The 13,576-nt window shown below is 42.6% G+C and carries 10 protein-coding genes, 2 pseudogenes and 1 riboswitch; of the genes and pseudogenes, 8 read left to right on the forward strand and 4 right to left on the reverse strand.

What is annotated here, in order from left to right; genetic code table 11:
- Positions 1–5: 5 nt before the first annotated feature.
- From O9323_RS04695 to thiC, 5 genes and pseudogenes are all read left to right on the forward strand, one after another.
- Positions 6–482 carry a DUF29 domain-containing protein gene (locus O9323_RS04695; RefSeq protein ID WP_002777793.1) on the forward strand — a complete coding sequence of 159 codons (477 nt, stop codon included), beginning with the start codon at positions 6–8 and terminating at the stop codon, positions 480–482.
- A gap of 3 nt (positions 483–485) precedes the next feature.
- Positions 486–938 (forward strand): DUF29 domain-containing protein, encoded by a 453-nt coding sequence (locus O9323_RS04700; protein ID WP_002751871.1) that lies wholly within the window; start codon positions 486–488, stop codon positions 936–938.
- A 12-nt stretch (positions 939–950) separates the two neighbouring features.
- Positions 951–1,403, forward strand: a pseudogene (locus O9323_RS04705) (DUF29 domain-containing protein).
- Positions 1,404–1,868: 465 nt separating this feature from the next.
- On the forward strand, positions 1,869–3,290 hold the full coding sequence (gene glnA / locus O9323_RS04715) for a type I glutamate--ammonia ligase (RefSeq protein ID WP_194014717.1): 1,422 nt from the start codon (positions 1,869–1,871) through the stop codon (positions 3,288–3,290).
- A gap of 362 nt (positions 3,291–3,652) precedes the next feature.
- Positions 3,653–3,749, forward strand: a riboswitch (TPP riboswitch).
- An 8-nt stretch (positions 3,750–3,757) separates the two neighbouring features.
- Entirely contained in the window at positions 3,758–5,140 is a 1,383-nt protein-coding gene (thiC, locus tag O9323_RS04720; RefSeq protein WP_002751876.1) for a phosphomethylpyrimidine synthase, read from the forward strand.
- A gap of 87 nt (positions 5,141–5,227) precedes the next feature.
- Here thiC and O9323_RS04725 read toward each other — a convergent pair whose 3' ends face one another.
- Positions 5,228–5,767: a phycobiliprotein lyase gene (locus O9323_RS04725; RefSeq protein ID WP_002751878.1), complete on the reverse strand. Its 540-nt coding sequence runs from the start codon at positions 5,765–5,767 to the stop codon at positions 5,228–5,230.
- Positions 5,768–6,497: 730 nt separating this feature from the next.
- Between O9323_RS04725 and O9323_RS04730 the strand changes: the two genes are divergently transcribed.
- Complete coding sequence (locus O9323_RS04730; RefSeq protein ID WP_002751881.1) at positions 6,498–6,944, forward strand: DUF29 domain-containing protein; 447 nt, start codon at positions 6,498–6,500, stop codon at positions 6,942–6,944.
- A gap of 53 nt (positions 6,945–6,997) precedes the next feature.
- Entirely contained in the window at positions 6,998–8,065 is a 1,068-nt protein-coding gene (locus O9323_RS04735; RefSeq protein ID WP_016515829.1) for a ribonucleotide-diphosphate reductase subunit beta, read from the forward strand.
- A 396-nt stretch (positions 8,066–8,461) separates the two neighbouring features.
- Here O9323_RS04735 and O9323_RS04740 read toward each other — a convergent pair whose 3' ends face one another.
- Together O9323_RS04740 and O9323_RS04745 are read right to left on the reverse strand one after the other, a co-directional pair.
- Positions 8,462–9,382: an NAD(+) kinase gene (locus O9323_RS04740; RefSeq protein ID WP_002751885.1), complete on the reverse strand. Its 921-nt coding sequence runs from the start codon at positions 9,380–9,382 to the stop codon at positions 8,462–8,464.
- Between the two features lie 808 nt (positions 9,383–10,190).
- Positions 10,191–12,206: a ribonuclease catalytic domain-containing protein gene (locus O9323_RS04745; protein WP_288124762.1), complete on the reverse strand. Its 2,016-nt coding sequence runs from the start codon at positions 12,204–12,206 to the stop codon at positions 10,191–10,193.
- Between the two features lie 440 nt (positions 12,207–12,646).
- Here O9323_RS04745 and O9323_RS04750 point away from each other — a divergent pair.
- Positions 12,647–12,922: pseudogene (locus O9323_RS04750) on the forward strand (ISL3 family transposase); the annotation flags it as partial.
- Positions 12,923–13,056: 134 nt separating this feature from the next.
- Here the strand turns inward: O9323_RS04750 and O9323_RS04755 are convergent.
- Entirely contained in the window at positions 13,057–13,470 is a 414-nt protein-coding gene (locus O9323_RS04755) for a hypothetical protein (RefSeq protein WP_288124763.1), read from the reverse strand.
- Positions 13,471–13,576 lie beyond the last annotated feature (106 nt).

A 13,576-nucleotide genomic window follows, 5' to 3' on the forward strand; every position in this document is an offset into this window, starting at 1 on the left:
CAGCTATGGATAAGACTTTATACGAACAGGATTACTATCTCTGGTTAGAGAAAACCATATCTTTACTAGAAAATCGCCAGTTTTCTGAGTTGGATTTAGAAAATTTAATTGAAGAAATAAAAGATATGTCCAGAAGAGAACGTCAGAAGTTAGAGAGTTTACTAACTAAACTCTTGGAACATTTACTTAAATTAACTTATTGGCAATCTAAGCGCGATTACAATAAAAACAAGTGGCGACGGGAGATTTTAAATTTTCGCATTCAAATAAAAAGAATTATTAGCAACAAAAAGGATGGAAACTATAATACAAACTTAGTATCTTATCTCACCGAGATTCTCGATCAATGTTACGAGGATGCTTGCCATCTATTTGTCGAAGGTTCTGGCATCGATAAAAGACTTTTAAGTGCTACACCTATTGGATCAATCAACCAAATTTTAGATGAAAATTGGTTTCCTGAGTTTCTCGGAGAGGATTAAGCAATGAAGAGTGATTTATACGAACAGGATTACTATCTCTGGATAGAGAAAACCATATCTTTACTAGAAAATCGCCAGTTTTCTGATTTGGATTTAGATAATCTCATCGAGGAGATTAGCGACATTGGCAAAAGTCAACGACAAAGCTTAAAGAGTTATTTAACTCGCTTATTAGAACATTTGCTGAAACTAGCTTACTGGCAATCAGAATTAGAATATAATCAAAGAGGATGGAAAAATGAAATTAGGAATTTTCGCCTAGGAATTCAACAAATTATTGAAGACAGTCCCAGTTTAAAGTCCTATCTATCGGAAATTTTCTTGCCCTGTTATCAAAATGCTCGTAAATTATTTTTGGATCTATCGGGAATGGCTGAAAATTTGGTCAGTTTAGCTCCAATTTGCACTATAGAACAGGCGTTAAATGAGGATTGGTTTCCTGAAATATCAAAATAATGGGGGATAATTATGGAAAAGAACTTATACGAAAAAGACTACTATCTCTGGTTAGAAAAAACCATTAATTTACTGGAAAATAATCAGTTTTCTGATTTGGATTTAGAGAATTTAATTGAAGAAATTAGCAGCATTGGTAAAAGTGAGAAACGAAGTTTAGAAAGTTATTTAACTCGCTTATTAGAACATTTGCTAAAACTGGTTTACTGGCAGTCGTAATTAGAATATAATCAAAGAGGATGGAAAAATGAAATTAGGAATTTTCGTCGTGCCATAAAAAAAATTATTGCCGATAGTCCTAGTTTACAGCCTTATCTGATTGAAATTTTTAACAACTCTTTTCAAGAAGCTCGTATTTCTTTTATCGAATTATCGGGAATGGCTGAAAATTTGGTCAGTTTAGCTCCAATTTGTACTATAGAACAGGCGTTAAATGAGGATTGGTTTCCTGAAATATCAAAATAATGGGAATAATTATGGAAACGAACTTATACGAACATGATTACTATCTCTGGATAGAGAAAACCATATCTTTACTAGAAAATCACCAGTTTTCTGAGGAGGTTCAAAGACTGATCGGGTTCCAATTATTTTTATTAATAAATACTTTACACACTTCCTCCCAGGTAAGCAAGAGGGCTACGCCACTACTACCAAATCATTACCCTGGAAGCTTTTCAGTGAGCAGAAAATCTCCAGACGGCCAATGTTTGCACAAACGAACCTCCTTGAGGTGTGGCAAGAGGCAGTAGAAGCTGATAGGCAAATCGCCATTCCGGGCGATTACCGAACTCAACAAGAAAATTACAGATTTTTTCAAGCTAGGATCAAAGATTTTGTATCGAAAAATACAAAACTGGACAAAGTGACTGTTTAGGATGGGTTTTTTGAGAAGCTTAAGAACCGATCCATACGTCAAAGGAGTTTTCCATGCCCGAAACGCCACAAGAAGTCTTGAAAATGATTCAGGACAACAATATTAAGATTATTGACCTAAAATTTATTGATATGCCCGGTATCTGGCAACACTGCTCGTTCTACTACGACCAAATCGATGAAAGCTCTTTCAGCGATGGTGTTGCCTTCGATGGTTCCAGTATTCGCGGTTGGAAAGCAATTAACGAATCCGACATGGCCATGGTTCCCGATCCTACCACCGCTTGGATCGATCCCTTCTACAAGGAACCCACCCTAAGCATGATCTGTAGCATCAAAGAACCAAGAACCGGTGAATGGTATAGCCGTGATCCTCGCTCTATTGCTCAGAAAGCGATCGATTATCTGAGCAGTACCGGTTTAGGTGATACTGTATTTTTTGGACCAGAAGCAGAATTTTTCCTCTTTGATAGCGCTCGTTTCGACCAAACCGCCAACTCCGGCTATTACTACATGGATAGTGTCGAAGGTCGTTGGAATAGCGGTAAAGACGAAAAGGACGGAAATCTTGCCTATAAACCCGCCTACAAACAGGGTTATTTCCCCGTTAGTCCCACCGATACCTCTCAAGACATTCGCACGGAAATGCTCTTAACCATGGCCGACTGCGGAGTTCCCATCGAAAAACATCACCACGAAGTCGCTACCGGTGGTCAAAACGAGCTAGGGATTAAATTCTCTACCCTAGTACGGGCCGCCGACTACTTGATGACCTACAAATACTGCATTAAGAACGTGGCTAAGAAATACGGTAAAACCGTCACCTTTATGCCTAAACCCATCTTTGGCGATAATGGTTCCGGGATGCACGTTCACCAGTCTATCTGGAAAGATGGTCAACCCCTGTTCGCCGGGGATAAATACGCCGGACTCAGCCAAATGGCACTGTACTACATCGGTGGTTTGCTTAAACACGCTCCCGCTCTCTTAGCTTTAACTAACCCCACCACCAACTCCTACAAGCGTCTCGTCCCCGGTTTTGAGGCCCCAGTAAACCTGGCCTACTCCCAAGGTAATCGCTCCGCTTCGATTCGGATTCCTTTATCGGGAAGCAACCCGAAAGCTAAACGTTTAGAATTCCGTTGTCCTGATGCGACTTCTAATCCCTACCTCGCTTTTGCAGCTATGCTCTGTGCTGGTATCGATGGGATTAAAAATCAAATTGAACCGGGAGAACCTCTCGATGTGGATATCTATGAACTCAGTCCCGAAGAATTGTCAAAAATACCCTCTACCCCCGGTTCTCTAGAAGCAGCACTAGAAAGTCTCGAAAAAGATCACGCTTTTTTGACCGATTCTGGTGTTTTTACCGAAGACTTTATCCACAACTGGATCACCTACAAACTCGATAACGAAGTTAACCCGATGCGCTTACGTCCCCACCCCTACGAGTTCTCTCTCTACTACGATGTCTAAGGTTTGATTGATAATTAATCCTAGGGTAGGCTTTTGCCTGCCCCTTTTTTTCGGAATCAGCAAGGGAGTGGGGAAGTGGGAAGTTTTTTGCCGTGAACAGTAAACAGTAAACAGTAATCAGTGAACTGAAAACTCGGCTCTTCTCGACTTTGTGTGATAATTTTTGCTTATGAAATCGTGAAATGTTTACTGGGAAAGACTTTTAGGACTATTTTGTTAAATAAACTATCAGTATAGACCTCGTTTCCACACAGAAACCAGAAGAGCCAAAACTCACATCTGATAACTGATAACTGATAACCGCCTAATCAAACAACAATCTTAAGCTTGATCTCCTCAGTCGTCAACAGTGATACAATTGCCGTCATAGCTAGGGGTGTCTGAGACAATCAGGCTGAGAAAGACCCTTAGAACCTGAGACTGGGTAATTCCAGCGTAGGGAAGCTGTTTACAGAGGAAATAAAATTATGAGACAAGAATGGGTTGCCCCCCGGCGCGGACAAGCAAATGTATCGCAAATGCACTACGCCCGTCAGGGGATAATTACCGAAGAGATGACGTATGTGGCAAAACGGGAAAATCTCTCTCCCGAATTGATTCGCAGCGAAATCGCCCGAGGAAGACTGATTATTCCCGCTAATATCAATCACCTCAACCTCGAACCCATGGCGATCGGTATTGCTTCTAAGTGTAAAGTTAATGCTAATATCGGGGCTTCCCCTAACTCCTCGAATATTAACGAAGAACTGGAAAAATTACACCTAGCGGTCAAATACGGCGCCGATACGGTAATGGATCTTTCCACCGGTGGCGGTAATTTGGACGAAATTCGCACCGCGATTATCAATGCTTCTCCTGTCCCCATCGGTACTGTACCCATCTATCAAGCGGTGGAAAGCGTTCACGGCAATATTGAAAAACTCACCCCCGAAGATTTCCTCCATATTATCGAAAAACACGCCGGGCAAGGGGTGGATTACATGACGATTCACGCGGGAATCCTCATCGAACACCTGCCCTTAGTCAAAACCCGTCTGACCGGGATTGTCTCCCGGGGGGGTGGTATTATTGCTAAGTGGATGTTACACCACCACAAGCAAAATCCTCTCTACACCCATTTCGACGAAATTATCGAGATTTTCAAGCGTTATGACGTTTCTTTTAGTCTCGGTGACTCCCTACGTCCCGGTTGTACCCACGATGCTTCCGATGCAGCCCAATTAGCGGAATTGAAAACCCTCGGCCAACTAACGCGTCGCGCTTGGGAACACGATGTACAGGTGATGGTGGAAGGACCGGGCCATGTTCCCATGGACCAAATTGAATTTAATGTGAAAAAACAAATGGAGGAGTGTAGCGAAGCACCTTTCTATGTTCTCGGTCCCCTTGTCACCGATATTGCCCCAGGATACGATCATATCACCTCGGCGATCGGGGCGGCTCTGGCGGGTTGGTACGGGACGGCGATGTTATGTTATGTCACCCCGAAAGAACATCTCGGTTTACCCAACGCTGAAGATGTGCGAAATGGCTTAATTGCCTACAAAATAGCGGCTCATGCGGCAGATATCGCCCGTCATCGTCCCGGAGCGCGGGATCGTGACGATGAACTCTCCATTGCTCGTTATAATTTCGATTGGAATCGTCAATTTCAGTTATCCTTGGATCCCGATCGCGCTAAGGAATACCACGATGAGACTTTACCCGCAGATATCTATAAGACTGCGGAGTTTTGTTCGATGTGTGGACCGAAATTCTGTCCCATGCAAACTAAAGTCGATGCCGATGCAATTACGGAATTAGAGAAGTTTCTCGCTAGTCAGAATCAAGACAATTTAACCCCGGTTTAAAGGGGAGTTATGGGAAGGGCTGATTTGATTTCAGCCCTATTCCTAGCATAGAAGTCAAAATTATGGGAATAGCCGCCATTTTTTTGACTAATTGACCCGTTTTTCTAGATATTGACCGATCATCAATTCTTGACCGGCGCGAGAGATAATAGTTTGTCGGGTGCGATATTGTTGACCGATGAGTTTAATTTCTTCTTCAAAGACAGAACCGGCGTATTCTGTTCTCAGACAGAGAGTAGAGGGGTTAGGAAAGGTATAAATGGCACTAACGGGTTTATCCGTCGCAAATCCCCGATCGCGATAGAGAATATTATCTAAAATACCGAATATAGTGGAACCGTTGGAGGGTTTTTTACTCTGGGGACGGAGATAATTACTTTGCCAAGTCACTTCCGTACCACCTAATAAAGCTGTATCTTCCAGATTATGTAAACGGGCAAGTTGAATTAATGGTTCGCTGCCCTGGGGTAAATATTTAATCTCGATGGCGCTGATAACTTCTTGGGGTTCCGTTTCTTGGGTGAGGGTGTAATAACGTCTCTGGGATTGCCAGCGTCCTTCTGTCTGCTTAAAAAAGGCTAAAGCCAAAGTTTCTAGCGATAATTGGGCGGTTTGAATTAATGTCATAGAAATAAAACCTTTCCTGTTTTTTGGTAGAGCAGATTTGTTATCCTTTGTCAAGAGTTTGCCAGAGAATTGTTACACATCTTAATACAATTATAACCCTGCATGGAAATTAAGTGGTAGGAGTGTTGAGGGAGATAATTGGGAAAAGCCGCACAGATACAGCATTTACAGGGAAAAAACGGGATAAGATTGCTAAAAACTGCGAACTTATCCTAGTTACTTCCATTTACTCTTATCTATCGATTAATTCTGTCAAATTGGCTACAGTCAGGCCGAGGTTCTTCCCCCAACCCCTTTTTTACTTTTTAAGTATCTCAGCAAAATTAATGGCTCTTCTAGGTTCTGTGTGATAAGTTTAACTTACATAGGATTGATCGATCTTTGTGTCCTTTGTGTCTGGAGTGGTTCGTTCCACCCCCTCGCTAGGAGGAATGTATCTTAGAATACATTTTACCCACCAAACCTGGGAGAGCCGATATTCCTGAACCGAGAGTGTCCCCAACCCAAAAACATTTATTAACCGATATTTTAGTCATTGCTATTTTAGCAGTTATACGATAAATTTCCCTCTTGACTAAGCTGGTAGAGCAAGTTTCTTTGTTCTATGTTAAGATGTTGGGGGCTTCGTTTTTGGGTCTGATTTGTTTTTGTTAATGATCAGACAGTACCTGATGAGCATTTCTTTGTCAACTCTTGAGGTTGATGCGTTTCATTTTTAAATTGGCGAATTATGGAAAAGAACTTATACGAAAAAGACTACTATCTCTGGATAGATAAAACCATATTTTTGCTAGAAAATCATCAATTTTCTGAATTAGATTTAGAGAATTTAATTGAAGAAATAAAATCTATATCTATCAGTCAACAGAAAGCATTAAAAAGCAATCTGAGCGTGATTTTATGGCATTTACTAAAATACTTACAAGAGCCAGAAAAACAAACCAGAAGCTGGGCATTAAACCTTTTTGAGCATCGCGAAAGAATCGAAGAAGATTTAGAAAATAGCCCTAGTCTTAAGAGTTTTTTAACAGAAGAAAATTTCAAAAAATGCTATAATAAGGCTAGAAAAAAAGCCGCTGTTGAAACAGGGATAAACCTAGAGAAATTCCCGAACGATTGCCCATTTACTTTGGCAGAAGCCCTAGATTTTGAATTTATCCCTAATCAAACCATTTGACTTTTTACCGAAAACCTATTATAACCTAAAAGTGCCTTAATGTCCAAGTAGTCATGTCCTTACATTTAGTTAATTCTTGCCATTCGATGCCCATTTCCCCGATCTTCAATCCGTCGGGAGATGATGCGATCGAAAACCGTTCGATCTGGTTTGGTAACACCACCAACCTGATGCAGTTAAACGATGTCCGCTACACCTGGTCGGTGGGTTTATATCAACAAATGCGGGAAAATTTCTGGATCCCGCAACGCTTAGATATCACTCAAGACGTGACTGAATACGGGCATCTTACCGACGAAGAAAGATATGCTTATGATGGTATTTTGTCCTATCTAACTTTTCTTGATTCCGTGCAAACCTGTAATATTCCCCACCTAAAAGGTAGCGTCACTGCGCCAGAAATTAGTCTTTGTATGGCGGAACAAATTTCTCAAGAGGCCATGCACAATCAAAGTTATCAATACTTAATTGAAACGATTATTCCCTCGGATCGCAGAGGCGAAGTTTATGACTTTTGGCGCACCGATAAAGTTCTCAAGGATCGCTGTGAATTTATTGCTAGTCTCTACCAGCAATACATCGATAAACAAACTACTGAAAGCTATTTTATCGCTCTTCTTGCCGACTATTTACTGGAGAGTTTGTATTTTTATAACGGCTTTATCTTTTTCTATAATCTCGCTTCTCGACAGCTAATGTCCGGTAGTGCTGACGTTTTCAAAATGATCAACCGGGACGAATTAAGTCACGTCCGTTTGTATCAAAAACTTATTCCCGAAGCCATGGCAATTTTTCCCCATTCCGTTGAACAGATTTATGAGATGTTCGATAGTGCCGTTAAACACGAATGTCGCTGGACAAATCACATCGTTGGCAACGACATTTTAGGTATTACCGAATACAGTACCGAACAGTACACTAAATACCTCGCTAATATTCGGCTAAAAGCGATCGGACTTGAGCCTTTATACAGGGAAGAAAAGTATAACAAAAGTCCCTATAACCATCTGGAACGCTTTTCCGATACCAAAAAAGAAGGCCACACCAAAGCTAACTTTTTTGAAGCAACTGTTACCAGTTATGTTATGTCTTCTGGCTTAACTGGATGGGATGAAATTTAAAATTTAAGGGATAATAATAACCCAATTTCTTACCATAAAGTGGCAACTTTGTCAAATATTTTGACAACTTTTGACCCTCTCTTGCAGAAATACCGACAATCAGCAAATGCGCTTCTGGGTTTGGGGGGTTCTACCCCCAAAAGCCTAGATTTACTGATAAAATCGGAAGTAATGACCAATTTTAGAAGATATACTTAGGGCTTGCTCAATAAATCTAAAAACCTTGTTGGATAAGGTTTTTAGACTTTTTTTCCCTCAAAAAGTGTCGACCTTTGGAGTGATTGGGGGGAAAATTCAGGGACTTTTTCCCTGAAAATTAGGTAATTGACCCCCTCAAAATCGGTAAAACCCTACACCCTACACCCTGTCCCCACGAAAAACTTTTTGCCGCAAACCCTAATTATGACGATTGCCATCATAATGAATTCTCGCCCCGGCCCATTGCAGTTTTTCCTGTAGAGTCTGATAAAAAGAATAACTTTCCCGCAGGATAATAAATTGGGCGAATTTTTCGGCTTTAGTAACTCCCACCCATTGCCCGGGCCAAATGGAAGTGGCTAAAGCACCATCCATCCAGAGTTTAGTATTTAACTCGTAGTCTCCTAGAGGCCAAATACTGACCAGAGATGCTGGGGGAATGACAATCGGCCGACTGGAGAGACTCAAGGGACAAATCGGGGTGACAGCGATCGCTTCCATGCCGGGGTGTATAATCGGGCCATTAGCGGAAGCGGTGTAACAGGTGGATCCCGTGGGAGTAGCCACTAATAGTCCGTCGCCTTGGTACTGATCTACTATTTCCCCGTCCACTTCGATTTCGAGGATTGAGGTGGGCATCCTATCGATACTAGCGGGTTTCACACACATCTCATTCAGGGCATAAAATGCCTCGCTCACTGGCTGCGGATTTCTTTTATCCCCTTCATAGATTCTGGCCGTTAACATCATCCGTTGTTGTACCGCATAGTGATCAGATTGTAAACGCTCCCAGACCGTCTCCGTATCCTGGAAAATATCAAAGGGTTCCGTTAAAAATCCCAGATGGCCGCCGACATTCACCGCTAAAATCGGAATGTCTTCGTGAGCTAAATAGCGAGCGGCAGCTAAAATGGTTCCATCTCCCCCCAAAACGATGGCAAGGTCGATTTTTTCCGATGCTGAGGCTAAAAATACCGGATAGGGATTATCTTTAAAGCCACTGGGTCCCATTAAAACTTTACACTGACGGGCTTCTAACTGTTTAGCGCATTTTTCCGCCCATGCTTTACTTTGGGGATGGTTGGCCTTATGAGCGATGATGACTTGTTTTAACTGCACAGAGTTGAGACCTTTTTCGGAGGTTCTATACTTTTAACAATAGCAAGACCGGGCAGATCGGGTGAAAAGTGAGTAGGGTTTTCTGAAAAAGTTTGTTAGTGGGGTCAGGAGTCAGGAGACAGCTAAGCTGTTCGTAATTTAAATTGCTTGTTGAGACGAGGCAAAAGGCAAGAGGTAAAAGGCAACAGTAAAGGGATTGGGGGAGGTTCGGCTAGTCTAAGAATAAGCGGTTTAAATGCGTCTTAGCCTATCAGGGATCGGATTTGAGTTTTCAGTTCACTGTTTACTGATCACAGCAAAAAGCTGACGGCTTATCGCTCTTCGGATCTTCTAGGTTCTGTGTGATAAGTTTAACTTACATAGGATCGATCAATCTTTGTGTCCTCTGTGTCTTTGTGGTTCGTTCCACCCCCTCGCTAGGAGGAATGTATCTTAGAATACATTTTACCCACCAAATCCAAGATAGCCAAATTTGAGTTTTTATTAGAAAAAAAGTTAGCGATCACTTGTCAAGCAAGGGTTTTAGAATCTGGATTCGGTCGGGGATTTCCGAAAGTTCCAGAAGAGCGATTATTCTCCCTTTTGCCTCTTGCATGAGTGCCTCTCCTGATATGTGGCCTATACTCAACGGATTTAGTATAATAAATTGTTCGGTATTTAAAGTCTGCCAAGAGGTTCCGCACCCGAAATAGACGGATCAGATGACGAACCTGCTAACTCAAGGAGAGGGTAGAGGGGAGTGGAGCATTTGGCTGAAATTTCCCTAAACCCCTATCTCCCGACTCTTGAATTCTGTCTCCGCGAGAGATTAACTTGCTTGGGAGGAGACAAAACCCGATAACTCGCGAAAACGGATCTCATCGCGGTGGGGATCAGAGCGACTAACTTGTACTTGAAAGCGATCGCCTAAAGATACCGATCGCTCAAAACGATGGGGTAATTCTAACCCCAATTCCTCCAATAAAATCAAGCCTAAATTTTCCTCTTCCCGCAGCCAGCGCAATACCAAAGCTTGCCAGACTTGATCTCCCTGTCGTCGCAAAAATTCCAAACTCCAATAACGATTAGTTTGTCGTTCCACCGAGGTGGCTTCCAGGGCCGAACTAGCGACACTATAGAGAATTTCCTGCATTCTATCCCGGGTAAAAGGCAGTTGATCGCCCCGGAGATGGGCTTTTAGTTGAAAATGGGTCAAAAGGTCAGTATAACGGCGAATTGGCGAAGTTACTTGGGAATAGGTATTCAATCCCAGACTAGCATGACGGTTAGGAATCGTCGTCATCTCACTGCGCGGCATACAGCGACGCAAGGCACAGGAACGCACAGGGCCGGCGGGTAGTAAAATTAACTCCTCATCGGGGGGTAATTCTGGTTGTGGTTGTCCCCGGAAAGGCACGGGAATCTCGTGTTCCTGACAGTAGCGACCGGCGATTTCTCCGGCTAAAATCATCATTTCCGCCACTAATTGCCGAGATGGGGACACTTCCTGCAATTCTATGATAATTTCGTCGTTAGCCTTCACCTTAATGGATGATTCTGGCATTTGGATGTTAATCGATCCCTGAGATTTGCGCCATGCGTGGCGTTGTTTGGCCCAACGGTTGAGAATCTTCACTTCCGGTTCATGCTGCAGATCCAGATGTAACATTTCATCCACATCTTCGTAGGTGAGGCGATAGGTAGGTTTAATTGTACTAGGATGGATACGATAATCGGCGATCGCTCCCGTTTCATCGAGGATTACCCCAAAACTCAAGGCAGGACAAAGTTTACCCTGTACCAAACTCATTGGACCTGCGGCCAATTCTAGGGGAAACATGGGAACCATTCCCGTGGGAAGATAGAGACTGGTACTGCGACGACGCGCTTCTAGGTCCAATTCATCATCGGGACGCACTAAACGGCTAGGATCGGCAATATGGATCCAGAGACGATGACCACCATCCGCGAGCATTTCCACCGATAATCCGTCATCGATTTCCTCGGTACTTTCATCGTCGATGGTATAAATTTTTTGGTGGGTTAAATCGAGACGATTGTTGACATCCGCATCCGCAGGGGGATTGAGTAAATTAAGACGCGTCACATCAAGTACCTTTTTCGAGAATTGAACAGGGTAGGAACTGCGTCGCAGGAAAAGGTTTTCGTGACTACTCCACCATTTCAAATCGACTAACAATTCAAAAGCAGCCTCGGGGGTTTGGGAACGGCCCAACAGGGAGAGTATGTCCGTGGCTGCCGGATATTTTTGTTCGGGTTGGAGGATAAATTTTTCTAGAGACTCCAGACGAATTTGATCGCTTTCTGACCATTCTACCGTTTCACCGGCCAGGGCCTGTTGGAGACGTTGGAGAAATTGGACTTTTTCCCGTTGACGCTGTTGTTCCACCTCTAGCTGGTGTTTGATTTCCTCTACCTGATTTTCAGAGCGGGCCTCGTAACCATCCCCTTTATTTTTAAAATAAACTTTATCCTCACTCAAGAGACAATGGGCTGCATAGCAAAACTGGGGACCGCGATCGGAAAAGAGGATCTCGGCCATGGTTTCGGGAGTGACTAACTGATTTTCCCCGGCCAATAATTCCCAGGCCACTTCTAAACCACTAGGGTCTAGATAGGGTTGGACTTCTCGCAGAAAATTGCCGATCTCTTTATAGTTGGACGGACCTGCTTTGATAATGTAATCGAAGCGTTGGGGACGCAGTTTATGCGGGTTTCCCCCTTGATCGATGACGATCCAATCTTTTTTCCCTTCTGGGCGATCGATCACCCCTAAGCGCCTTTCTCCTTGGACGCGAAATTCTACCAGCGTTCCCTTTTCCACTGCTTCCCCTTACTGCCTATCTATTTTGTCTATTTTCTATCATCCTCGATCGATTACTCGATCGGCAAGAGCAATCATCAATCCCCACCCACTAGATAGGGTTTGCGGCAAAAAGTTTTTCGTGGGGGTAGAGTGTGGGGTTTTACCCATTTTGAGGGGGTCAATTACCTAATTTTCAGGGAAAAAGTCCTGGGATTTTGGCTCTCCCAGGTTTGGTGGGTAAAATGTATTCTAAGATACATTACTCCTAGCGAGGGGGTGGAACGAACCACAAAGACACAAAGGACACAAAGATCGATCATATAGTGAGTTAAACTTATCACACAGAACCTAGAAGAGCCGAATTTTCCCCCTGATCACTCCCATGTCCACCACTTTTGGATTTCAAAAAAGTCTAAAAGTCTTATCAAACAAGGTTTTTAGATTTATTCAGCAAACCCCATTTAGTCAAAGATTCGCCGCTCTCAGGACAACCAGTGTACCCACAAGTTAATCGTCGTCAATTTAAGTGCGATAATTGTCGGAAACCCTTGAGCGAAGAGTTAGATTTTGTCGCCAGTAAACGAACTTATACGAAAAGACTAGCCGAGAATATACTCGAACAATTAAAAGAAGGTGATATTTTAAATGTTAGCCGAAGAAATGACGTAACGGAAGAAGAGATTCCAAGAATGCTAGAGAACATCGCCGAAGAAATTACAGAGCCAGACCTATCGTAATTAAAAAGACTAGGAATTCGCCAATTCAAATACTGGCGAAATGCAGACGTAATCAAGCAAGATAGTAAATTATTTTCTTCTATCTCACTCTCAAGAAATGTTATTTCTTGAGCGTTTTGGGACGATAATTGCTAAAAATAAGCTTTTTCCGTGTTAATTAACTGAATATTGACAATTTGACCGTTAGTCACTTGTACGGTTCCATAGCTGCCGTCCCCTAAAAAATTATTGAGGTACAAATTGTCATCATATTGAGCGAGGAGAGTATATTCCCCTGAGGGCAATTCCACCAAAAAATTACCTTGAGAATCACTACTTATTTGCTTGATTAGGTGAGAATGTTTTTGGGCTTGGGCTACTGGCCAGTTGGTTCCTTGAGCGGGAATTCTACCTGAAAAAATCCAAATAGTTGTTTTAATAGGTTCAGGTTTTGTTCTCAAGGATGTTGTGTCTATAGTGGGCATTTGGTCGCCGCTAAGACGAAGAATAGTACCAGAAATACCCTGTTTTGATTGAGAGAAATTCGGGTCAGTAAAGCTCATCATTGTAACTAGAATAATGGTCAAACTTAGGAACCAGCGAAAGTTAGGATAAATCATAGTTTTGGCGATTTGGCTGTTATTTTTGCTGAAGAAAAGCCTCGTGCAGAAT

It is taken from the genome of Microcystis sp. LE19-131.1A, from assembly GCF_027532015.1.
Classification (GTDB): Bacteria; Cyanobacteriota; Cyanobacteriia; order Cyanobacteriales; family Microcystaceae; genus Microcystis; species Microcystis ichthyoblabe_A.

What these genes read in the sequence shown, in the direction of transcription:
- O9323_RS04695 (WP_002777793.1), top strand. Translation starts at nt 6, where the DNA reads ATGGATAAGACTTTATACGAACAGGATTACTATCTCTGGTTAGAGAAA.
- O9323_RS04700 (WP_002751871.1), top strand. Translation starts at nt 486, where the DNA reads ATGAAGAGTGATTTATACGAACAGGATTACTATCTCTGGATAGAGAAA.
- glnA (WP_194014717.1), top strand. Translation starts at nt 1,869, where the DNA reads ATGCCCGAAACGCCACAAGAAGTCTTGAAAATGATTCAGGACAACAAT.
- thiC (WP_002751876.1), top strand. Translation starts at nt 3,758, where the DNA reads ATGAGACAAGAATGGGTTGCCCCCCGGCGCGGACAAGCAAATGTATCG.
- O9323_RS04725 (WP_002751878.1), bottom strand. Translation starts at nt 5,767, where the DNA reads ATGACATTAATTCAAACCGCCCAATTATCGCTAGAAACTTTGGCTTTA.
- O9323_RS04730 (WP_002751881.1), top strand. Translation starts at nt 6,498, where the DNA reads ATGGAAAAGAACTTATACGAAAAAGACTACTATCTCTGGATAGATAAA.
- O9323_RS04735 (WP_016515829.1), top strand. Translation starts at nt 6,998, where the DNA reads ATGTCCTTACATTTAGTTAATTCTTGCCATTCGATGCCCATTTCCCCG.
- O9323_RS04755 (WP_288124763.1), bottom strand. Translation starts at nt 13,470, where the DNA reads ATGATGAGCTTTACTGACCCGAATTTCTCTCAATCAAAACAGGGTATT.